Below are 20,843 nucleotides of genomic sequence, written 5' to 3' on the forward strand. Positions count from 1 at the left end.
AAACCCCTTCCGTCCGGGGAGGAACGTTTTTGCCAAGGAATGACATCCATGAAAAAAATCAGCTTGTTGACGACTGTCGCCCTGATTCTGATGACGGCCGTCCTCGCAACGGCAGCGGCAACGGCGAAACCGCTCATCCGGGACATTCTCGTCACGACCAAGGGAGAGCAGGTTCTCCTGTACGGCAAGATATCCGACGGCTTCACCCCGGACATGAGTGCGGCCGTGATGGCCGGGTTCCCCGTCCAGTTCACCTTTTACGCCGGTATCTACCAGGAGCGTTCCTTCTGGTTTGACCGCCGGATCTCGGATATCGAGATCAACCGGACGCTCAAGTACGATAACCTGAAAAAGACCTTTCAGGTTTCCTCCGACGGCGGATCCGAGCCTGCGGTGTTTCAGACCCTCGGCGATGCGAAGGTCGCCATGTCGGATCTGAACGGCTTTCCCGTCGCTTCGGTGAAGGCGCTTTCGAAAAACACGGAATACTACATGAAAGTGATGGCCAAGCTGGACCGGGTGCGTCTCCCCCTCAGGCTGGAATATGTCTTTCTGTTCGTCTCCCTGTGGGATCTGGAGACGCCCTGGCACACATACAGGTTCATCTATCGCGAATGAAACCGAAACGGAAGAATCCGGCGATCGACGAGAAGGAGGCCCGAAAAAGGCGGCGTGAGCGCCTCATCATCCTTTTGACGGTGGCGCTGATCATCCTGCTGGCTTATGTGGAGAGCAACGTTTCCTGGCGGGGCCATGTTCTGCCCATATCGGACAACGTCCTGATCTTCGGCTTCATCAACATCAACATCATCCTGATCATCCTCCTCATCTTCCTGATTGTCCGCAACGTGGTGAAGCTCGTGTTCGAGCGGCGGCGCGGCGTCATCGGGTCGAGATGGCGCGCCAAGCTGGTGGCGGCCTTTGTGAGCCTGTCCCTGATCCCCACGGCCCTCCTGTTTGTCGTGTCCATCAATTTTCTCTCCTCCAGCATCGAGAACTGGTTCAACGTGCGTCTTGGAGATGCCCTGAACACGACCCTGGAGGTGGCTCAGTACTACTATCAGCAGGGGACCGAGTACGCCCGGTACCATGCCCGCGGCATCAGCGGGGAGATCACCGACAACCGTCTTTATGAGCCGGACAAGCATTCGTATCTGAAGGCCCTCATGGAGCGGCGGCAGGCCAGCCTCAACCTTGGGGTCCTGGAGGTGCACTTCGACAGCAAGCGGGAGGAGATGATCGTCCGCAGTACCGCCAGTGAAACCATTCCCCCGTCCGTCCTGACGGCCGCGCAACTCGAGAAGGTCTATGCGGGACAGGAAGTGGCGGAGATCGAGTCCTCCACTGCCGCCGGGGAGATCATCCGGGGGATTGCTCCGGTTTACACGTCGCTGGTCCCCAAGGAGGTCATCGGATACGTAACGGTCAGTTACGTCATGCCCAAGACCATGGTGGACAAGATGGCCGTCATCTCCGCCGCCTCGGAGCAATACCGGCAGTTGAAGATCCTGAAGAACCCGGTCAAGTTCACCTACGTGATCACCCTGTCGGTGGTGACGCTCCTGATCCTTTTTTCCGCCACCTGGTTCGGCCTGTTCCTGGCGAAGGGCATCAACGAGCCCATTGCCGATCTGGCGGAGGCCACCCGGAGGATCGCCGCCGGCGACCTGGACCACCAGATCAACTCCGCGGGGGATGATGAGATAGGAGTTTTAGGGCAGTCCTTCAATGCCATGACCCGGGAACTCAAGAAGTCGAACCAGCGCCTGGAGGAAGCGAACGAGGACCTGGAAGAACGCCGGAAATACATGGAAACGGTCCTGGGCAACGTCTCGGCGGGCGTGATCGCCGTCGACCGGGACGGCAGCATAACCGCCGTCAACCGGGCGGCGGAGCGGATGCTCCATCTCCAGACGGAGCGGATTCTCTGGAAGTCTTACCGCGAGTTCCTGACGGCGGAACAGCTTACGATGGTCCGGGAGCTGCTTCAGGAAATGAAGGAGAGTCCCGAGGGTTCCATCCAGAAGCAGATGGAGATCGTCGTGGAGGGCCGGGCCATCACAATCCTCATGACCGCGACCGACATCCGGGACGACGAGGGGCGCGACATGGGGGTCGTGGTCGTCTTCGAGGACCTGACGGAGATGCAGAAGGCCGAACGGGCCGCGGCCTGGCGGGAAGTGGCGCGGCGCATGGCCCACGAGATCAAAAACCCCTTGACGCCGATTCAGCTTTCTGCCCAGAGACTGCAGCGCAGATACGGAGACCGCCTCGGGGAGGACGGAAATGTCTTCCAGGAATGCACAAAGACCATCATCGCCCAGGTGGATGTCCTCAAGAACCTGGTCAACGCCTTCTCCCAATACGCGCGGATGCCTGTGACGAATCCGTCGCCCAACGACCTCAACGCGGTCATCACCGATCCGGTGGTCCTGTTCCAGGACGCCCATAAGGACCTCCAGTTCGATCTCGATCTAGACCCGGAGATTCCCCGGCTTCTCATCGACGCCGAGCAGATCAAGCGGGTCATGGTCAATCTCCTGGACAACGCCGTGGCGGCGGTCCAGAACACCGCGGGGCACATTGCCGTCCGTTCCGCCTACGACCGGCAGAACTCCCTGGTGACAGTGGCTGTGGCGGATAACGGCTGCGGGGTGCCGCCGCGCTACAAGATGAAGATCTTCGAACCCTATTTCTCGACGAAGGTATCCGGAACCGGCCTCGGCCTGGCCATCGTCAGCTCCATCATCTCCGACCACTTGGGCGAGGTCCGGGTGGCGGACAACGCACCCTGTGGAACCGTCGTCTCCTTCATGCTTCCTGTGACGGAAGGCGACGGGAGCGCAGCGATGAAGCAACCCACCCTGGAAGCGGAACATGCATAAGAATATCCTCATTGTCGACGACGAAAAAAGCATCTGCCAGTCCCTCGAGGGAATCCTCAGTGACGAGGGCTACGAAGTCCATACGGCGGCAAGTGCCGAAGACGCCCTCCGAATGATGGAGGAGGAGGCTCCCCACCTGGTGCTCCTGGATATCTGGCTCCCAGGAATGGACGGCATCGAAGCCCTCAAGATCATCAAGACCGAATACCCCCAGACCCGGGTGGTCATGATGTCCGGGCACGGCACCATCGAGACGGCCGTCAAGGCGACCAAGCTGGGTGCTTTCGATTTCATCGAGAAGCCCCTTTCCCTGGAGAAGATCATTCTGGTGATCAACCACGCGGTGGACATGATGCGTCTGGAGGAGGAGAACGTCCTCCTGAAGCAGAAGCTCACCCAGAGCTTCGAGCTGACGGGCAAGAGCGCCGCCATTATGGATCTCAAGGAGTCGATCTCCATTGTGGCCCCCACCAACGCCTGGATACTCATCATGGGGGAAAACGGGACCGGGAAGGAACTGGTGGCCCGCTCCATTCACCGCCGGAGCCGTCGGAACCAGAAACCCTTCGTGGAGGTCAACTGTGCGGCCATCCCGGAGGAGCTGATCGAGAGCGAGCTTTTCGGCCACGAAAAGGGCGCCTTCACGGGAGCCACTTCGAAGAAGCGGGGCAAGTTCGACCTGGCCAACGAGGGGACCATCTTCCTCGACGAAGTGGCCGACATGAGCCAGAAGGCCCAGGCGAAGATCCTCCGGATTCTCCAGGAGAAGACCTTCGAACGGGTGGGGGGCAACCGGCTCATCTCCACGGACGTCAGGGTCCTGGCAGCCACCAACAAGGACCTGGAGCGGGAAATGGAGGAAGGGCGGTTCCGCCAGGACCTCTATTACCGTCTGAACGTCATCCCCCTCCATGTGCCGCCCCTGCGGGACCGGCGGGAGGACATTCCGCTGTTGGTAACCCGTTTCATCCACGATTTTTCGCTCAAGGAAGGGGAGGTGGAAAAAACCATGAGCGACGAGGCCCTGGAGACGCTCATGCGGCACGACTGGCCGGGGAACGTGCGGGAGCTGAAGAACATCGTCGAACGCCTCGTCATCATGACGCCCGGCAGAGTTATCGGCGCGGCCGACATCCCCCTGCTGCAGAAGACGGAGAACGGCCATCGGCCGGAGGTCCCCGACGTTTCCCCGGAGGCGGACTCCCTCCGGGAGGCCCGGCAGGACTTTGAAAAGCAGTTCATTATGAAAAAGCTGAAGGAATTCGAAGGAAACATCTCCCGGACGGCGGAGGCCATCGGGCTGGAGCGGAGCAACCTCCACCGGAAAATCAAGTCCTTCGGGCTGGAATCCAAACCCGAAGACCGTGACTCCCAGCCTTCCTGATCAGGGCTTTCCCCCGCCGTTCATCTGCTGCTGCAGGTCTGCCAGGGAGAACCGCATGAAGGGCAGGAACGGAAGCCCCATGATTACGATGAACAGTACGGAAAGGAAGTGATAGACCACGGCGAAGGGCAGTGCTTCCGCCTTGGGAATGCCGAACAACCCAAGACCCAGGATGCATGCGTAGTGCCAGTTCCCGATGAACCCGGGGGCTGTGGGGATGGCGATTCCGATCAGGAGGACGACCATCAGGATCAGGGCAGCCGTCATGGACAGGGGAATGGAGAAGGCGGCGAACATGGCGTAGATGATCGCCACGTCCACGATCCAGATCAGGATCGACATCGCCCCCACCTGGACAAGAAGGCGCACGTCGCGGACAATCCGGAACCCGTCGATGAAATGATGGATCATTCCCCGGACACGGACGGCAATGCGGTCCGGGAAACGGCGAATGACGAACTCCGCCGCCTGAATCGAGTTTTCCCTCCGGAATGACAGGAAGATCATGAGGAAGATCAATCCCAGCATGGCCGTTCCGAACAGGATGCCGGAGCGGACGAGCCAGGGGGGAAAGGGCGTCCACTGCAGGGCGATCATAGCCAGGAAAAGCACGGTCGCCCCGTCCATGACCCGTTCCACGAGGATTGTGCCCAGGGCGGCGGTCATCCGGATGCCGCTCTTCCGGGCGATGAGGTAGGGCCGGACCAGTTCACCCAGGCGGGCCGGCAGGGCCGTGATGGCCATGAATCCGACATTGGAAACTTCAAAAACGGTCCATGGACGGACCGATTCCAGTGGTTTCAGGATCAGTCCCCAGCGCCAGGATCGGAGGATCTGCATGATCAGCATGCCCGCGAGCGCCGGAACGACAAAACCGTAGCGGATCGACCGGAATCCCTCCGCAACGTCCCCGAAACGGATGCCCCGCACGGAGAGCCAGACCAGGAACGCGCTCAACAGGATTCCAAGGATCAGTTTCTTCTTCATGGGCATTCCCGGCCGACGATGGCGCTCGATCCGTCGTTTCCCCCAAAGGGCGCCGGGATTCCTCGTCTGTTCGTCATTTTCCCCGGATCCGGTCGTGGATGAACTGCGGGAAGACCTGGTTGTCGAAAAGGGTCCACCCGGATGCAGGATTTCGTTAAGGACCGGTCCTCATGATGCGGACCCTTGGCTGCATTCCCTCCGCGACGGGCGGCCTTGCCTGTTACCCTACCGATTTGCCGGTGCGGGGCTGCTGCCCGCCGGCGAGGGATTGCCGATCGGTGCCGGCCCGTTTCCCAGCCCTTCGTGTTCGCTTTTTGTAATGTTATCCCGAATCCGGTCCTGAATGAGCTGTGAGGACAACTTGTTGCCGAACAGCCCCACCCGGACGGAGACGGTCGTGACGGCCTTGTCCTTGTATCTGAGTCCGATCACCACATCCTCCCCGTCGATGACGGCCTTGATCGTCCCCTCGCCGATCTTGCGCTCCGGAACCACCTCCCGACCCTTCATGTCGGCCACGGTCTTCTCGCAGGCCAGCCAGGTCTTGTCCATCGTATAGTAGTAATCGGTTTTCAGTTCCCCGTTGACGTATGCATAAGTGCCGCCGCCGGCTCCCACTGCGGCGAGCCCTCCGACGACCAGGGCCGTTTCCACGCCGCATCCTGCGAGCATCAGGGCCCCGAACAGCACCGCCAGCGCTTTTTTCCACTTGTCTGTCATAGCACCTCCTTTTTTAGTCTGGAGTTGGTGGCCGCCGGTGCGGGATGGACGGGCAAGCCGTCACCACCGGGGATGTCGGTCTCTTAGCACATTTTCGCGGCGCCGTCACGAACGAGCGCGGCGGGAAGGAAAGGAGAATCCGTCATTCTCCCCCGAGGCGTTCGAATTCCCGGAGGAGTTCTTCCTGTTTCCGGTTCAGCGAGGTCGGGATGGTAACCACGGTTTCGATGATCTGATCGCCCCGGCCGTGGCTTCGGAGGCGGGCGATCCCTCTGCCCTTCAGACGGAAGGTCTTGCCGCCCTGGGTGCCTCGCGGGATCTTAAGCTTTTCCGTTCCTTCCAGCGTCGGCACCTCGATGCTGGCGCCGAGAGCGGCCTGAACGAAGGAGATCGGGATGCGGCAATAGATGTCGTCTCCGCTGCGCTCGAAGAATTCGTGCGCCTCCACGTGGATGAAAATGTAGAGATCGCCGCTGGGGCCTCCGTGCTCTCCCCTTTCACCTTCTCCCCGGAGGCGCAGGCGGGAACCTGTTTCCACGCCGGCGGGGATTTTCAGCGACACGGTTTTCTGAACGCGTTCCCGACCGGTTCCTCGGCAGGCTTTGCAGGGTTTCGTGATGACCGATCCCTGTCCCCGGCAGGAGGGGCAGGTTGAGCTGATGCTGAAAAAACCGCTCGTCTGGGTGACCTGACCGCGGCCCCGGCAGCGGCTGCAGATTTCCGGAGCCGTTCCGGGGGCCGATCCGGAGCCTTCGCACTCCCGGCACTGTTCGAGTTTCTCGAGGTCGATGTCCTTGGCGACGCCCGTTACGGCCTCCATGAAGGAGAGGGAAAGATCATAGCGCAGGTCGGATCCGGCGCGCGCCGCCGTTCGGGAACGGCCGCCGCGAAAGCCGAAAATGTCTTCGAAGACACTGCCGAAGCTGGAAAAGATGTCCTCGAACCCGGAAAATCCGCGGAAGCCGCTGCTCGTAAGCCCTTCGTGGCCGTAACGGTCATAAATCTCGCGCTTCTGAGGATCGCTCAGGACCTCATAGGCCTCCGCGGCTTCCTTGAATTTATCCTCCGCTTCCCGGTCCCCGGGATTCCTGTCCGGGTGATACTGCATCGCCAGCCGGCGGTAGCTCTTCTTCAGTTCTTCTTCGGTGGAAGTCCGCTGCACTTCCAGGACTTCATAGTAACAGCGCTTGCTCATGAAACACCTCCGCCGTCCGCGATCGCCCTGACGGCCTCGTGGACCAGCCGGAGACCTTCGGCGTTGCCGCTCTTTTCAAAGGCATGGCGGGCAAAGGTGAGGCGGCCCCTCCGGAGGGCCTGTTCGCCAAGCCGGTTCCACTCCTCTCCCGTCGCTTCCCGGCCCAGCGCCTTGACGGCCTGGAGAAAGAACTGGACGTCCCCCTCTTCCTCGGCACGGGCCAGGATGGCGCGGAGCCTGTCCGCGTCATTTCCCCGGCCGAAGCACTCGACGGCGTCGGCGATCCGCCCGGCGGCAAGGTATCGGTCTCCCAGGGCGGAGAGCGCGGCTGGATCTGTCCTGTCGAGATGGAGAATCCGCTGCTTTTCCTTGTAGTCGGGAAGTTCTTGGCGTTTCATGAGGAATTACTGGACCACCCTGTCCGGTCGGTGCGTGTCGAGACGATACCGGATCCGTTTATTCAACGGCTAAAGCTAATCACGGGGGATGGGTCTGTCAAGGCGGTCGCCCATTATCCCGTCAGCCGCTGCAGGGCCTCTTCATAGCGGCTCAGGGTTTTTTGGACGATGTCCACGGGAAGGACCGGCGCCGGCGGTTTCTGGTTCCAGTTCAGCGAAAGGAGATAATCACGGAGGAACTGCTTGTCGAAGCTCATCTGGGAGCGCCCCTCCTCGTAGGAGTCGGCTGGCCAGAAGCGCGAGGAATCGGGAGTCAGCAGCTCGTCGATCAGGATCAGCTCGCCGTCCAGAAGACCGAATTCCATTTTCGTGTCGGCGATGATGATTCCCGCCTTGAGGGCCCGGTCGGCGGCCCGCCGATAGACGGCGATACTGAGTTCGATGACCCGTTCCGTCAGGTCCGTCCCGATCGTGTTCTCCATTTCTTTCCGGGTCATGGGCATGTCGTGCTGCCCGATTTCCGCCTTGGTGGTCGGCGTGAACAGGGGCTCCGGAAGCCGGGACGACTCCGTCAGCCCTTCCGGAAGGGGGATGCTGCAGATGGAACGGCTCTTCCGGTATTCCTGCCAGCCGGAGCCGCTCAGGTAGCCGCGAACGATGCATTCCACGGGCAGGGGGCGGGCCTTTTTCACCATCATGGAGCGTCCGTCCAGAACCTCCCGGTGGGGTGCGCAGGATGCGGGGAAATCGGCCGGATCGACGGAAACCAGGTGGTTTTGAACGAGATCCTCCGTCTTTTTGAACCAGAACACCGACATGCCGGTCAGAATCCGGCCCTTGCCGGGGATTGGATCCTGCATGACCACGTCGAAGGCGGAGATGCGGTCCGTCGTCACGATGAGAAGGTGGTTCCCCAGGTCGTAGATGTCGCGGACCTTCCCGCGTCCCGCCAGCTGCAGTCCGCTCAGGTTCGTTTCCATCAGGCCTTTCGATTCTTTCATGGCTGATTGCGCCTCCGTTCGAGTCGTTTTCTCCTGCCCGGGGGGCCGGTTATCGCAGGAAGGGATTGAATTTCTTTTCGTGGCCGATCGTGGAGGTGGGGCGGCGACCATAGTTGTGGCCCGGCAGGACCACCGTGTCGTCGGGGAGCGTGAGCAGCCGCTCCCGGATGGATCGGCTCATGACCTGCCAGGATCCGCCGGGAAGATCGGTCCGGCCCACCGCCTCGACGAAGAGCGTGTCTCCCGTGAAGACGTAGCCTTCCGTGTAGAGGGCCATCCCCCCGGGCGTATGGCCGGGGGTGTGAAGGACTTTCAGGGACACGCCGCCGACGGTGATCGTATCGCCGTCCCGGACGGTGAGATCCGCCGCAGGCGATTTCTGGGCCCGGAACATGGCAAGCATCATGGCCGGCGTGGACGTCAGCATGTCCGCATCAGCCTCATGGATGACAATTTGGGCGCCCGTCTTCTTCTTCATCTCCTGGTTGCCTGATATGTGATCCACGTGGCCGTGGGTGTTCACGATATACTTGATATGGAGGCCCGCCTTGCCGACTTCCTCGAGAATGCCGGCGGTGTTCGCCGCCGGATCGATGACCAGCCCTTCCCCCGTCTGGGGATCGCCGACGATGTAGGCGAAAATGGCCATCATTCCTACGTGCATCTGTTTCAGAAACATGGTTTTCTCCTGATGCGGACAATTCGGGGCAGGCCTATCACTTTTCCTTTTTCCCCGTCAACGGAATTTGACCGGGCAACCGCCGGCGTATTGTTTTGACACAACGGCCGTCGATGCCTTATGGTGCGGCCGGTTCATCACGGGAAGCGGAACGGAGAGGCGAGACCCATGATCCGGGAGAAATCGGACCGTCACGACTGCGTCGGCTGCGGATACTGCTGCATCCGCCATACCTGCACCTTCGGACTGCACCGCCATCCCGGAAAGCGCGACCGCCGCTGCCCGGAGCTGCACTGGAACGGCTCGCGCTACGTCTGCCGCCTCATGGTCGAGCCCGGGGGCATGTCCGGTTTCATCCGGGAGCAGCTTCAGGCTGGACTCGGCTGCCGGTCCTATCACAATCCCTGGCGTTCCGAGGTGCGGGAGCGGACGGAAGCGGAAGAAAAGGCTCTCTTCAACCGCTGATTCCGGGACGGCGGGCGGCTTTATCCCGGGAAGACCGGGTCAGAGCAGCGATCGTTCGTGGAGGATCCGAAGGAGTTCCCGCGCCTTCTCCTCCGTTGTCCCCTCCAGGAAGCGGCAGGATGCGGGCGGTGGGGCCGAGACCTGCCGCGGGCGCTCCCGGATTTCCGGAGCCGGCAGGGCGCCCGCCGGGACTTCCGTGAGACCCTGCGAGCGGGCGCGGAGCACATGCGACAGGGCCGGGTAACGCGGGCGGTTGATGCCTGTCTGGACCGCTACGACTGCCGGGAGGCGGATCATCAGGATCTCCCTCCTTCCCCCTTCCATTTCCCTCTCCACGCCGATGGAGGGGCCTTCCACGCCGGCCTGCCCCTCCGGGTGGACGTCCAGGCGGATTGCCGAGGTGGCCCACGGCCAGTCCAGGTATGCCGCCAGCATGGGGCCCGTCTGGCCGTGCATGTCGTCTTCCGAAAGGGTTCCCGCCAGGATCAGGTCGTAGCCCCTGCCGCCGGCCCAGGCAGCCAGAAGGGCCGAGATTTCCGAAGGCATCGGGCTCCGGTCTTCCCCGATGAGGATGTGGATCCCCTCGTCGGCGCCCGTCTCCAGGGCACGGCGCAGGGTGGTACGGACCCGCGGGGGCCCTGCGGAGACGGCGTCGATCCGCGTGCCCGGGATCGCCTCCCGGATCCGCAGGGCCTCCTCCAGGGCGTGTTCGTCATAGCGGTTGATCCGCCAGTCCGCCCCCTCGGCCGCCCTCCAGCGGGTTCCGCTTTCGTCCGGCGCCACCGGGGCGTCGTCGTCGGGGACCTGCTTGATGCACACGAGGACCTTCATGGTTCTGCCTACATCAGCCCGTACTGTTTCAGCTTCTTGTGGAGGGTGCGGCGCGTGATGCCGAGCCGGCGGGCAGCCTCGCTCTTGTTCCCTCCGGCTCCCTCCAGGGTCTTCAGGATGGCGGCCCGTTCCAGCTCGTCGAGGGACGTTCCCTCCACGGTCAGGCCCGTCTCCTCCGACGGCTCCGGTGAGACGGGCGAAGTACCGTCAGGGAGCGTCAGGGCCAGGTCCTCCTCCCCGAGCCATTCCGATCTGGCCATGACCACGCCCCGCTCGACGGCGTTCATGAGTTCGCGGACGTTTCCCGGCCATTCATGCCGGAGGAGGCCGTCCATCGCCCGGGGCGTGAAGCCCTTTATGCCCTTCCTGTTCTTTTCCGCAAACTGGGCCAGGAAATGCTGGGCCAACAGCGGGATATCCTCCCGGCGCTCCCGGAGGGGGGGCACAACGAGATTGACGACATTGAGACGATAGAAGAGGTCGTCCCGGAAGCGCCCCTGGCCGATTTCCTGGCGGAGATCCTTGTTCGTGGCTGCGATGATGCGCACGTCCACTTTCAGAACGTCGCTCCCGCCCACCCGCGTTATCTCCCGTTCCTGGAGCACCCGGAGGAGCTTCACCTGCATCCCCAGGGACATCTCGCTCACCTCGTCGAGAAAGAGGGTTCCCCCGTCGGCCTGGCGGAATTTTCCCTCCTTGCGCCGGTCGGCCCCGGTGAAGGCCCCCTTCTCGTGGCCGAAGAGCTCCGACTCCAGGAGGCTTTCCGTCAGGGCGGCGCAGTTGATCTTGACGAAAGGGCCGTCTTTCCGGAGGCTCCCGTAATGGATCGCCCCGGCGATCAGTTCCTTGCCCGTACCCGATTCGCCGGTGACGAGGACCGTCGCCTCCGTGGGGGCGATCTGGGAGACCGTCTCCAGGAGCCGGGTCATCGCGGCGGAGTGTCCCAGGAGGTTCATGCGGCTGTACCGGTCCTCCATGTTTTCCCGGAGGAGCCGGTTCTCCTCCGCCAGGCGGAGATGCTCCATGGCCCGCCGGATTGTCAGCTTCAACTCGTCGAAATCAAGGGGTTTCGTGAGGTAATCGTAGGCGCCCTTCTTGAGGGCCTCCACCGCGGTTTCCACCGAGGCGTAGGCCGTCATGAGGATGACCGGGATGGCGGGATTGAAGGCCTTGATCTCCGTCAGGGCCTCGATTCCCGAGACATGGATCATCCGGATGTCCATCAGGATCAGGTCGAACGGTCCCTCCCGGACCGCGGCCACGGCGGCGGAGCCGTCGTCCGCCTCGGTGACGGCGTATCCCCAGCCGCCCAGGAGGGTCTTCAACATGGTCCGGTGCGCCCGGTCGTCGTCTACGACGAGAATGTGCTCGTTTTTTTTCATGTTTCTTTCCTGCCGGGGATCCGGAACGTCACGGTGGTCCCTCTGCCCGGCTCGCTCTCCAGGCGGATGTCGCCGCCGTGGGCCTCGACGATCTTGTGGACGATGGCCAGCCCCAGGCCCGTTCCGGATGGTTTGGTCGTGTAATAGGGGTCGAAGACGCGCAACAGGTCTTCCACCGGGATGCCCGCCCCCGTGTCCGCAATCCGCACCCGGACGGCACCTTCCGGATCGGCCGCCGCTGCCGTGGTCAGAATCCCGCCGGGCTTCATGGCGGCCAGGGCGTTCAGGTACAGGTTGAGAAAAACCTGATGCAGCCGGTCCGGATCCGCGGTGACTGCCGGCAGATCGGAAGGGATCCGGATCTCGACGGCGATGTTCTTTTCCCGGATCTCCCCCGCGATGACCCGGAGCGCCCGCTCGGCCGCTTCGCCGATGGAAACGGGGACCCGCTGGAGCGTCATGGGACGGGCGAACTCCAGGAGCTGGGTGATGACCCGGTTGAGCCGGTCGACCTCCTGGATCAGGATGTCCGCGGTGCCGCGATCTTCCGGAACGTCCCGGTAGCGCTCCCGGAAGTACGTGGCGAATCCCTTGATGGAGCTCAGAGGGTTGCGGATTTCATGGGCCACGCCGGCGGCCAGGCTGCCCAGGGACGCCAGGCGCTGGCTCCGGACGACTTCTTCCTTGAGCTGACGCATTTCCGCGATGTCCCGGAACAAAAGAATGGATCCGAGCGGCGTGCCTTCTTCCGATTCCAGGGTTGTGGCCAGGGCCTCCAGGGGAAGGGTGCGGCCGTCCTCCATCTGGCATTCCAGTTCCTTCTCGAGGGTTTTCCCGCTTTCCCGCAACTCCGTCAGCAGATCCCGCAGGCACTGGGGGAGGATTTCCCGGGCCGGTCGGCCGTCCACCCCGCCTGGGGCGAGGCCGAGGATGTCCTCGGCCGATCGGTTGCAGGCGGCGATGAGGCCGTCGTTTCCAACGGCGATGAGACCGATGGGCATGTGCTCCACGAGCCGGTCCGAGAAGGCTTTGATCCGGGATAACGACTGCCGTGTCGTCCGCCATTCCTGCACGATGAAGAGGATCAGAAATCCGGCGCATCCGATCAGGAGGAAAAGAGCGCCCTGGGCGATCGACTGGTTTCTCTGCCGTTTCCGGATATCCTCGAGAGGCGTCGTGTCCAGACCGACAAAAACGATCAGCTGCCGGATCGTCTCCGGGCTCACCGGAGGAGAAATCCGTCCCCCCGGCCCGAAGGGAGGGCGGCCGGCGGCCGGCGAAAACCCGCGGTAGACCTCGAAGCTGTCTTCGCCGCCGGGATTCGGGACCCGTCGCCAGCGGACCTGCCTGGAGCGGGCGATCTCCTTGAGATCCAGGTCGGTTCCATAGGGACGGCCCACCGACGAGGGGTCGCTGTCCGCCAGGATCGTACCTTCGCCGTCCACGACGACCATATAGTCGACCCCTTTCTGCTGGGCCGTTTCGATGAGCAGCTTCTGCAGCTCCAGGTAGCCCCAGCTGTGCAGGCCCAGGCCCGTTCGTGCTCCCGCCTCGTAGGAGCGGATCAGGGCTTCTCCCTTCTCCATGAGGAGCTGGTTCATGAATGCCTCATGGCGGGTCATGCTTGTCAGGGCCATCCAGCTGTACAGGGGGGCAAGAATGGCGGCGGCGCCGAGGATGACCCAGGGCGAGAAACCGGCCCAGGAAAATTTTCCGAAGGAGAAGCGAGCGGGTTTTGTCTGTTTCGTCCGGACCTTCATGAGCAAACGCCATCATGGGGTGGATAGTTAGTATCCAAGCGGATACCACAGGCGGTTATTCTGTATCCACCTTTTTTCTCGTTCGTGCGCCGGGCAGGGGAATGGAGGACCTTTGTTTTTTAGAAGCATAATGGAATCGAGTAATTGTGTTGCACGTGCGGGGTTGGCACAGCCGTTGCTCTTAATCCCCACAAAAGGGAAACAACACGACACGGCAAAGAATTCAAATTCGGAAAGAGCAATACAGAAAGGAGATCCAAAAATGAAAGGCAAGACATGGATGACAACGGTGGCAATTCTGGCTGTTGTCCTGATGGCGACCACGACCTGGGCCTATGGCCCGGGCGGAGGAAGAGGCTGGGGGAGAGGCCCCTGTTACAACGCCGCTGACGTCGGCGGTCCGGTTGGCCTGAACCTGACGGCGGATCAGAACGAGAAGGTCCGGGCCCTGCGGGTGGCCCACCAGAAGGAAGTCCAGCCCCTCCAGGCGGCGATGTTCGAGAAGCGGGGAGAACTCCGGAACCTCTGGCTCGAGACGACCCCGAACGAGGAGAAGATCCTGAAAGTGAACAGAGATATCGATTCCATCAAGGCCCAGTTGAATGAAAAGGCCACGAAACACCGCCTCCAGATGCTGAATGTCCTGACACCCGAACAGAAGGCCCAAATCCAGTCGCGCGGTCCCGGATTCGTCCGCGGATTCGGCCCGGGAGCGGGAGCCGGATGTGACGGCTGGGGCCCCGACCGCGGCCAGGGACGGGGAATGGGTCCCCGGGGCTGGTAAGCCCCCAACCGGCGCATAGCGCCTGACATAGAGAGACGGGACCGGAGCGGTTTCACCCTCGCCCTCCGGTCCCTCTCCCGTTTGATGGGGAGGGGGCCATCTTCAGCAAACGGTACCTTCCAGAACCCAACTCGCATAAAACATCCTGGTCTTGACAAGCTGAAAGGCATTTTTTGGCATTTTCTGGACCGCTTGGTTGTGATCCTTATCCCTCTGGTTAAACCGGAATTCACATTCCTTCAGTTGCATGAAAAAGTCGATGGGAGGATGCCATGGAATTCCATGAGCCGCCTTTCGCAAAGGACCAGAAGGAATCCATCCTGTTAATAAGTCTCTTCCCACTGGCTAATTCGTTGGTTCCATTTACCAGATTCGATCTGTTCAGCCGGCCAAAACCCTTAAGGAAATGTCGGGAAAGGCAGGCTTGTCGGATTGATTACGTCTGCAAGTCCTTGACAGGTCCATTGATAGGACATGCTCATTTCATATCCTGCTCATTACAGAATTTTAATAATATCACACGGACAATTTTCATAATTTTCAGATATGGGTTAAGTCAAGTTAAGTGTGCATAGAAAAAATTATTTTTCAAACGAATGATTCGAGAAGGAAAGACAATGCATAAAAATTCAGGATAATCCAGGCTTATACCGTGATGTTTCTATGGGGATCAATGAAGAGAGCCATGTTTTAACAAAGAGCAGATATTGCTGAGGATCGTATCATGAATAAGTGCCTTTTGTCTTTAGACACAAGAAGCACAATTAGTTGTATAAATTTACAACTTATGCGAGCAGTTAGAATTTGGTTTCGATAAACGATTAGTTGTTGGTGTTTTAACATGTTCTTAGGGGTGAATATATAGATGAATATAGGTTTACTTATAAAATAAAGTAAAAAGAGCAAATGTAATAAAAGATGCGTCATAAACATGCAATTTAAAAAAATACTTGTTTCGGTCTCAGATTGTTCTTTGTTCTTGTGTGATTCATGCTGACCTCCGGAATTTACTCAAAATGGTCTTCGGCGGGGAGGCGCGCCCTGTGCGCCCCCTCCGCATTTTTCGCCTTCTTTTCAGGAAGCCTGTTTTTAATTTATCTCCTTGCGGCTTCATTAACCTCGTTCAGCCGTTTCTTTATGGATGTTTCCGGCATCGATCTCCTTGTGTTTGCCGGCAGCGGATCCAACATCGGTCCGAACAAGCTCCTTCTCCTGCGCATCCTGATGAACGGCTGTCTTGTCGTTACCGCCTGCATGTTTCTTCTGCTGATCGCCAGGCGGGGAATCATCCGGCGGATTTTCATCCTTGCCGTGCTCCTGCCTGCCTACATCGGAGCATACTCTTTTCTGCATTATCCGGTACAATATGGTGAACTGCTGGAACAGATCGAGATCGCAGAACTGCCGGTGGTGGACCCCGCTCTTTTCAGCAAATCGTCACTTTCCATCGAATGGATCCATAACGAGGACGAACTGTATCAAGCCTGCCGTGCGAGATTCGAAAAAGCTCGAAAATCCTTGAAAGAACAATGGGGAATCGAAGACGGCCGGAAGCTGGAAGCGCTGTATCTGATGAACACCGTTTCGGCCTTCTGGGGCTACGGGAATCGTGTTCTGCAGGATAGGGTAGGCTGTGTAAGCATGAATGAGAAAACGGCCTTCCGGCTGGACGCCCCGGACGAAATAGGTGACTATCTGCGGAGCGAGATCGGCTGCTGCAGCGATTTTGCCTACATACTCAAACTGCTGCTCGATCGCGCGGGCATTCCCAATCGCAGAGTCATCATTGCCCACGGGCATGCGATGAACGAAGTATATTTACCCTGCGGCTGGATGACGCTGGATGCAACCACCAATATGGCTTTCGATGGGGACTGGACGTCCATCCAGAAACGGCATGGCCGGAACAGAAACTCCGTTCACGTCTTCGTTTTCCCTCATTCAAACCAATTTGCGGGGGGAAACCCGCTCTACAGGCCGGGAATCGGCCACCTTCGCTTCGCTCTCCTGCTGGATGCCGTCAACAAGTCCGCCTGTCCTGTTGCCTATCCCGACGGTTACGAGACGATCCGTCCCGCTCCTCCGATTCAACTGGTTTCCAGCAACAGCCGATAAAGTATCATTGTTCCGTTCTTTCCTTGCGGTTTCCGGCCGTTCTGTACGGGCCTGACTGTCACGGAGAAATGGAATCCCCCCCTCCTCTATCGCGATTCGGTAAAGGATTGTTGCAGTACAGCCCTCAGCCGGATTCTGCTCCGCAAGAAGGTGGTTGAGGAATGGTGCCGGATGACGTAATAGTTCCGCCTGTTGTTTCCTGGGAGTGAAAGTGAATGGTTATGGTCGGATATGGAAAAGCCGGCTCTGGCACGGTGCCTTGGCAGACGGCTCTCTTCGGACAGGAATCCGGATCCGGATGGACCTTGATCCGGCTGTTCTGTCTTCTTCTGGCGTTCCTGTTCGTTTCCGTTCCGGCTGAGGCGGCGGAGCGCACCTACCGGCATATCGTAGTCCTGGGGGATCCCCATTTCCCGGGGCAGTATATGGAGGCGAAGGAGCAGGTTCTCCGGACCGTGAATTCATGGCCGGATGTCGATCTGGTCGTTGCCGCGGGGGATCTCTGCGAGGACCGCGGGACCGTCGAGGAGTACCGGACGGTGAAGCGATTCTTCGGCGGACTCGCGAAACCGTTTCTGCCGGTTCCGGGCAACCACGACGTCGTTTACCGGGACGAGCTGAACGCAAACGGAAGGAGGGTTCGGGGCGACGACGCCACGCGGGAGGAGAAGCGGCGCCGTTTCCGGGAGGCCTTCAGCCTGCGGGCCGACTACCACAGCAGAAAAGAGGGCGGCTACCTCCTCGTTTTCCTCTCGCCGGAGCGGCCCGAGCATCTCGCAGAGATGTCGTACCGGCAGGTGGACTGGCTCAGGTCGGAACTGAAAAAGCACCGCCGGCTCCCGACCATTGTGTTTTTCCACGCCCCCCTTCGGGGCACGCTTCCGGATTACAATTTCCGCGTCAACACGCCGAACTACATCGCCCAGCCGGCCGACCGGATCCATGACGTCCTGATGGAGAACCCCCAGGTCTTCCTCTGGGTCTCCGGCCACACCCACACGGTTCCGACGCATGAGGGATTCGCCTCGGCGGTCAACGTCTATGAGCGGCGCGTCACGAACATCCACAATCCCGACATGAACCGGGCCGGTATCTGGACAAATTCCCTTTACCTTTTCCCCGACCGGGTTGTCGTCCGGACCTACGATCACGGAAAGGGGGCCTGGCTTCCGGAACTCGAGCGGATCATCCGGCCGGAGGATCCGCGGAAAGCGGCAGGTCGGAGCCGCGCCGGCGTTCCGCCCTGACGGCGGCTTGTTTCGGAACGTTCGGGTTGATTAACGGGCGAAGATATTATAGAAAGAACGCCACCCGGCATTTGTGGAGCGAATCCAAATGGGCCTCACCATCACCGAAAAAATCCTTCTCCGGCACACCGATCTCACGGACATCCGTCCGGGGATGCTCATCAACGCCCGTGTGGACGTGGCCCTGGGGCACGACATCACGGCGCCCATCGCCATCGACGAGTTTCGCAAGGCCGGAGGCGGGAAGGTCTTCGATCCGGAAAAGGTTGTCCTGGTGGCGGACCATTTCACCCCCAACAAGGACATCCTCTCGGCGGGACAGGTGAAGATCCTCCGGGAATTCGCCCGGGAGCAGGGCCTGACCCACTATTACGAAGGCGGAAGGTGCGGCGTCGAGCACGTCCTGCTCCACGAGAAGGGGATTGTCGTCCCCGGTGACGTGGTCATCGGAGCCGACAGCCACACCTGCACGTACGGTGCCCTGGGGGCCTTCTCCACCGGCGTCGGAAGCACCGATCTCGCGGCGGTCATGATGACCGGCGAAGTCTGGCTCCGCGTTCCCGAGAGCATGGAGATCGTTCTCCGCGGCCGTCCGGGGCGCTGGGTGACCGGAAAGGACGTTATCCTCCACGTCATCGGACGGATCGGCGTCGACGGCGCCCTGTACAAGGCCATGGAGTTCAAGGGCGACGGCGTCTCCGCCCTGTCCCTGGCGGACCGGTTCACCATGGCCAACATGGTCATCGAGGCGGGCGCCAAAAACGGGATCTTCGCCCCCGACGCAATCACGGAGGCCTACGTGAAGGAGCGGGCCGGTCGCACCGGCAGCCTTCTTGCCTCCGATCCGGACGCCCGGTACGCCGAGCGCCTGGAGGTGGACCTGGCCGCCCTGGAACCCCAGGTGGCCTTTCCCCACCTGCCCTCCAACACCCGGGGGATCCGCGACGTGGGGAACGTCCCCATCGACCAGGTCTACATCGGCTCCTGCACGAACGGCCGGATCGAAGACCTGCGGATCGCCGCCGCGCTGCTCAAGGGCAGGAAGGCGGCGCCGGGACTCCGCCTGATCGTTGTCCCCACCACGCCGGAGGTGTACGGTATGGCCCTGCGGGAAGGGCTCCTGGAAATTTTCCTGGCCGCCGACGCCGTCATCGGCCCCCCCACGTGCGGCGCCTGTCTGGGCGGGCATATGGGGATCCTGGCGGAGGGCGAGCGGGCCGTGGCGACGACGAACCGGAACTTCGTGGGCCGCATGGGGCACACGAAAAGCGAAGTCTACCTGGCCAACCCCGCCGTGGCGGCGGCGTCGGCCGTCCTGGGCCGGATCGCCGGACCCGACGAACTGTAGGGGGTGCCCGATGAAATTCCGGGGCCGCGTTTGGAAATTCGGGGACAACGTCGACACCGACGTCATCTATCCCGCCCGGTACATGAACATCCACGATCCGAAGCAGATGGCCGCTCACTGCATGGAGGACGCCGACCCGGATTTTATGAAGAAAATCCGCCCCGGCGACGTCATCGTCGCGGGGGAGAACTTCGGCTGCGGCTCCTCGCGGGAGCACGCCCCCATCGCCATCCGTGAGGCGGGTCTCTCGTGCGTCGTGGCCCGAAGCTTTGCCCGCATCTTCTACCGCAACGCCTTCAACATGGGACTCCCCATCTTCGAGTCGGCGGAGCTGTGGGACCGGGCGGCGGAAGGGGCCGAAATCGAGGTGGACGGTGCCGCCGGGACGATCCGCATCCTCGGCGGGGAGGGGGAGACCCTGTCCATCCAGCCCATCCCTCCGTTCATGCAGGAGCTGCTCATGGACGGCGGTCTCATGAAGCACCTGGCGAAGAAACGGTCTGTCGGGGAGGGACACGCATGAGCGGGAAGCGTTTCCGGATCGCCGTATTCCCCGGCGACGGCATCGGGCCGGAGGTCGTCCGGGAGGCCCTGCGGGTCCTTGCAGCCCTGTCGGAGGAGGCAGGCCTGTCCCTGGATATCCGGGAAGGCCTCGTAGGCGGTGCTGCCTACGACCGGTTCGGAGAGCCCCTGCCGGAGACAAGCCTTTCCCTGGCGATGGAGTCCGACGCCGTTCTCCTGGGCGCCGTGGGCGGTACCAAATGGGAGGCCCTCGATTATGCCCTCCGGCCGGAGCGGGCCCTCCTGGGGCTCCGGGAGCGGCTGGGCCTGTTCGCCAATCTCCGCCCCGTCCACGTCTTCGAGGACCTGCTGGACGCCTCCCCGCTGAAGCGCTCCGTCGTCGAGGGGACCGACGTCCTGATCGTCCGGGAGCTGACGGGAGACCTCTACTTCGGGACCCCCCGGGGCGTTCATGTCGAGGACGGGCAGCGAGTGGGCATCAACACCCTCGTGTACACGGAAGGGGAGATCCGCCGTATCGCGAAAACGGGCTTCGAGGCGGCCCGGGTGCGGAGAAAGAAACTGCTCTCCGTGGACAAGGCGAATGTCCTGGAGAGCACCCAGCTCTGGCGGGACGTGGTGACGGAGGTCGCCCGGGACTACCCCGACGTGGAGCTCGGCCACATGTACGTGGACAACTGCGCCATGCAGCTGGTCCGCAACCCGCGCCAGTTCGACGTCATCGTCACGACGAACATGTTCGGCGACATCCTGAGCGACGAGGCCGCCATGATCACCGGCTCCATCGGCATGCTGCCGTCGGCGAGCCTCGGGGACGGCCGGGGGATGTACGAGCCCATCCACGGGTCGGCGCCGGACATCGCCGGGATGGATGCGGCCAACCCCCTGGGGACGATCCTCTCCGTCGCCATGATGCTCCGCCATTCCTTCGGCCTCGAGCAGGAGGCCCGGAGGATCGAGGACGCCGTCCGGGCGGTCCTCCGGGACGGGCTCCGGACTCGCGACATCGCCGGGGACGGGACGGGGCCGGCCCCCGTCGGCACCGCCGCCATGGGTGACGCCGTCGTCCGGAAGATCCGGGGCGGGTCCTGACGGTTTCTCCAGGGAAGCACCGCCGGCGAACCGATCCGGCCGCCCCGA

Annotated in this window: 19 protein-coding genes; 10 read left to right on the plus strand and 9 right to left on the minus strand. The window is 61.4% G+C overall.

Features of this window, described 5'->3' with window-relative positions:
• The first annotated feature begins 48 nt into the window (after nt 1-48).
• Genes HPY65_02860 through HPY65_02870 form a run of 3 tightly spaced genes read left to right on the plus strand, consistent with a single transcriptional unit; the run spans nt 49 to nt 4,269 of the window.
• Entirely contained in the window at nt 49-618 is a 570-nt protein-coding gene (locus HPY65_02860; protein NPU83404.1) for a DUF4390 domain-containing protein, read from the plus strand.
• Nucleotides 615-2,885: a HAMP domain-containing protein gene (locus HPY65_02865; GenBank protein ID NPU83405.1), complete on the plus strand. Its 2,271-nt coding sequence runs from the start codon at nt 615-617 to the stop codon at nt 2,883-2,885. The genes HPY65_02860 and HPY65_02865 overlap by 4 nt, the downstream gene beginning before the upstream one ends.
• A complete protein-coding gene (locus HPY65_02870) occupies nt 2,878-4,269 on the plus strand; it encodes a sigma-54-dependent Fis family transcriptional regulator (protein ID NPU83406.1) in 1,392 nt (463 codons plus the stop codon). The genes HPY65_02865 and HPY65_02870 overlap by 8 nt, the downstream gene beginning before the upstream one ends.
• Here HPY65_02870 and HPY65_02875 read toward each other — a convergent pair whose 3' ends face one another.
• From HPY65_02875 to HPY65_02900, 6 genes are all read right to left on the minus strand, one after another.
• Nucleotides 4,270-5,256 (minus strand): flippase-like domain-containing protein, encoded by a 987-nt coding sequence (locus HPY65_02875; protein ID NPU83407.1) that lies wholly within the window; start codon nt 5,254-5,256, stop codon nt 4,270-4,272.
• Nucleotides 5,257-5,481: 225 nt separating this feature from the next.
• Complete coding sequence (locus HPY65_02880; protein NPU83408.1) at nt 5,482-5,976, minus strand: DUF3568 family protein; 495 nt, start codon at nt 5,974-5,976, stop codon at nt 5,482-5,484.
• A gap of 142 nt (nt 5,977-6,118) precedes the next feature.
• Nucleotides 6,119-7,171 carry a molecular chaperone DnaJ gene (dnaJ, locus tag HPY65_02885; GenBank protein NPU83409.1) on the minus strand — a complete coding sequence of 351 codons (1,053 nt, stop codon included), beginning with the start codon at nt 7,169-7,171 and terminating at the stop codon, nt 6,119-6,121.
• Nucleotides 7,168-7,569: a hypothetical protein gene (locus tag HPY65_02890; GenBank protein NPU83410.1), complete on the minus strand. Its 402-nt coding sequence runs from the start codon at nt 7,567-7,569 to the stop codon at nt 7,168-7,170. The genes dnaJ and HPY65_02890 overlap by 4 nt, the downstream gene beginning before the upstream one ends.
• 113 nt (nt 7,570-7,682) lie before the next feature.
• A complete protein-coding gene (locus HPY65_02895; GenBank protein ID NPU83411.1) occupies nt 7,683-8,570 on the minus strand; it encodes a phosphoribosylaminoimidazolesuccinocarboxamide synthase in 888 nt (295 codons plus the stop codon).
• Nucleotides 8,571-8,619: 49 nt separating this feature from the next.
• Nucleotides 8,620-9,249: an MBL fold metallo-hydrolase gene (locus HPY65_02900; GenBank protein ID NPU83412.1), complete on the minus strand. Its 630-nt coding sequence runs from the start codon at nt 9,247-9,249 to the stop codon at nt 8,620-8,622.
• A gap of 168 nt (nt 9,250-9,417) precedes the next feature.
• On the opposite strand from HPY65_02900, the gene HPY65_02905 reads away from it, so the two are divergent.
• The gene (locus tag HPY65_02905) at nt 9,418-9,714 is read left to right on the plus strand and encodes a hypothetical protein (GenBank protein ID NPU83413.1); all 297 of its coding nucleotides are present in this window, start codon (nt 9,418-9,420) and stop codon (nt 9,712-9,714) included.
• A gap of 39 nt (nt 9,715-9,753) precedes the next feature.
• On the opposite strand, the gene HPY65_02910 is transcribed toward HPY65_02905, so the two are convergent.
• The 3 genes from HPY65_02910 to HPY65_02920 are packed head-to-tail and all read right to left on the minus strand — an operon-like array spanning nt 9,754 to nt 13,687.
• Nucleotides 9,754-10,545 carry an electron transfer flavoprotein subunit beta/FixA family protein gene (locus tag HPY65_02910; protein ID NPU83414.1) on the minus strand — a complete coding sequence of 264 codons (792 nt, stop codon included), beginning with the start codon at nt 10,543-10,545 and terminating at the stop codon, nt 9,754-9,756.
• Nucleotides 10,546-10,553: 8 nt separating this feature from the next.
• Nucleotides 10,554-11,927: a sigma-54-dependent Fis family transcriptional regulator gene (locus HPY65_02915; protein ID NPU83415.1), complete on the minus strand. Its 1,374-nt coding sequence runs from the start codon at nt 11,925-11,927 to the stop codon at nt 10,554-10,556.
• Nucleotides 11,924-13,687, minus strand: coding sequence for a PAS domain S-box protein (locus HPY65_02920; GenBank protein NPU83416.1), 1,764 nt, complete (start codon nt 13,685-13,687; stop codon nt 11,924-11,926). The genes HPY65_02915 and HPY65_02920 overlap by 4 nt, the downstream gene beginning before the upstream one ends.
• Before the next feature lie 262 nt (nt 13,688-13,949).
• On the opposite strand from HPY65_02920, the gene HPY65_02925 reads away from it, so the two are divergent.
• From HPY65_02925 to leuB, 6 genes are all read left to right on the plus strand, one after another.
• Nucleotides 13,950-14,471 carry a Spy/CpxP family protein refolding chaperone gene (locus tag HPY65_02925; GenBank protein ID NPU83417.1) on the plus strand — a complete coding sequence of 174 codons (522 nt, stop codon included), beginning with the start codon at nt 13,950-13,952 and terminating at the stop codon, nt 14,469-14,471.
• Between the two features lie 1,137 nt (nt 14,472-15,608).
• Nucleotides 15,609-16,586, plus strand: coding sequence for a transglutaminase domain-containing protein (locus tag HPY65_02930; GenBank protein NPU83418.1), 978 nt, complete (start codon nt 15,609-15,611; stop codon nt 16,584-16,586).
• A 305-nt stretch (nt 16,587-16,891) separates the two neighbouring features.
• Nucleotides 16,892-17,833, plus strand: coding sequence for a hypothetical protein (locus tag HPY65_02935; GenBank protein ID NPU83419.1), 942 nt, complete (start codon nt 16,892-16,894; stop codon nt 17,831-17,833).
• An 88-nt stretch (nt 17,834-17,921) separates the two neighbouring features.
• On the plus strand, nt 17,922-19,181 hold the full coding sequence (gene leuC, locus HPY65_02940) for a 3-isopropylmalate dehydratase large subunit (GenBank protein NPU83420.1): 1,260 nt from the start codon (nt 17,922-17,924) through the stop codon (nt 19,179-19,181).
• Between the two features lie 10 nt (nt 19,182-19,191).
• Nucleotides 19,192-19,704, plus strand: coding sequence for a 3-isopropylmalate dehydratase small subunit (locus HPY65_02945; protein NPU83421.1), 513 nt, complete (start codon nt 19,192-19,194; stop codon nt 19,702-19,704).
• Nucleotides 19,701-20,795: a 3-isopropylmalate dehydrogenase gene (gene leuB / locus HPY65_02950; protein ID NPU83422.1), complete on the plus strand. Its 1,095-nt coding sequence runs from the start codon at nt 19,701-19,703 to the stop codon at nt 20,793-20,795. The genes HPY65_02945 and leuB overlap by 4 nt, the downstream gene beginning before the upstream one ends.
• Nucleotides 20,796-20,843: the final 48 nt, after the last annotated feature.

The organism is Syntrophaceae bacterium (assembly GCA_013177825.1).
Classification (GTDB): Bacteria; Desulfobacterota; Syntrophia; order Syntrophales; family PHBD01; genus PHBD01.

Coding starts and splice junctions, on each gene's coding strand:
- HPY65_02860 (NPU83404.1), top strand. CDS start 49: ATGAAAAAAATCAGCTTGTTGACGACTGTCGCCCTGATTCTGATGACG.
- HPY65_02865 (NPU83405.1), top strand. CDS start 615: ATGAAACCGAAACGGAAGAATCCGGCGATCGACGAGAAGGAGGCCCGA.
- HPY65_02870 (NPU83406.1), top strand. CDS start 2,878: ATGCATAAGAATATCCTCATTGTCGACGACGAAAAAAGCATCTGCCAG.
- HPY65_02875 (NPU83407.1), bottom strand. CDS start 5,256: ATGAAGAAGAAACTGATCCTTGGAATCCTGTTGAGCGCGTTCCTGGTC.
- HPY65_02880 (NPU83408.1), bottom strand. CDS start 5,976: ATGACAGACAAGTGGAAAAAAGCGCTGGCGGTGCTGTTCGGGGCCCTG.
- dnaJ (NPU83409.1), bottom strand. CDS start 7,171: ATGAGCAAGCGCTGTTACTATGAAGTCCTGGAAGTGCAGCGGACTTCC.
- HPY65_02890 (NPU83410.1), bottom strand. CDS start 7,569: ATGAAACGCCAAGAACTTCCCGACTACAAGGAAAAGCAGCGGATTCTC.
- HPY65_02895 (NPU83411.1), bottom strand. CDS start 8,570: ATGAAAGAATCGAAAGGCCTGATGGAAACGAACCTGAGCGGACTGCAG.
- HPY65_02900 (NPU83412.1), bottom strand. CDS start 9,249: ATGTTTCTGAAACAGATGCACGTAGGAATGATGGCCATTTTCGCCTAC.
- HPY65_02905 (NPU83413.1), top strand. CDS start 9,418: ATGATCCGGGAGAAATCGGACCGTCACGACTGCGTCGGCTGCGGATAC.
- HPY65_02910 (NPU83414.1), bottom strand. CDS start 10,545: ATGAAGGTCCTCGTGTGCATCAAGCAGGTCCCCGACGACGACGCCCCG.
- HPY65_02915 (NPU83415.1), bottom strand. CDS start 11,927: ATGAAAAAAAACGAGCACATTCTCGTCGTAGACGACGACCGGGCGCAC.
- HPY65_02920 (NPU83416.1), bottom strand. CDS start 13,687: ATGAAGGTCCGGACGAAACAGACAAAACCCGCTCGCTTCTCCTTCGGA.
- HPY65_02925 (NPU83417.1), top strand. CDS start 13,950: ATGAAAGGCAAGACATGGATGACAACGGTGGCAATTCTGGCTGTTGTC.
- HPY65_02930 (NPU83418.1), top strand. CDS start 15,609: ATGGATGTTTCCGGCATCGATCTCCTTGTGTTTGCCGGCAGCGGATCC.
- leuC (NPU83420.1), top strand. CDS start 17,922: ATGGGCCTCACCATCACCGAAAAAATCCTTCTCCGGCACACCGATCTC.
- HPY65_02945 (NPU83421.1), top strand. CDS start 19,192: ATGAAATTCCGGGGCCGCGTTTGGAAATTCGGGGACAACGTCGACACC.
- leuB (NPU83422.1), top strand. CDS start 19,701: ATGAGCGGGAAGCGTTTCCGGATCGCCGTATTCCCCGGCGACGGCATC.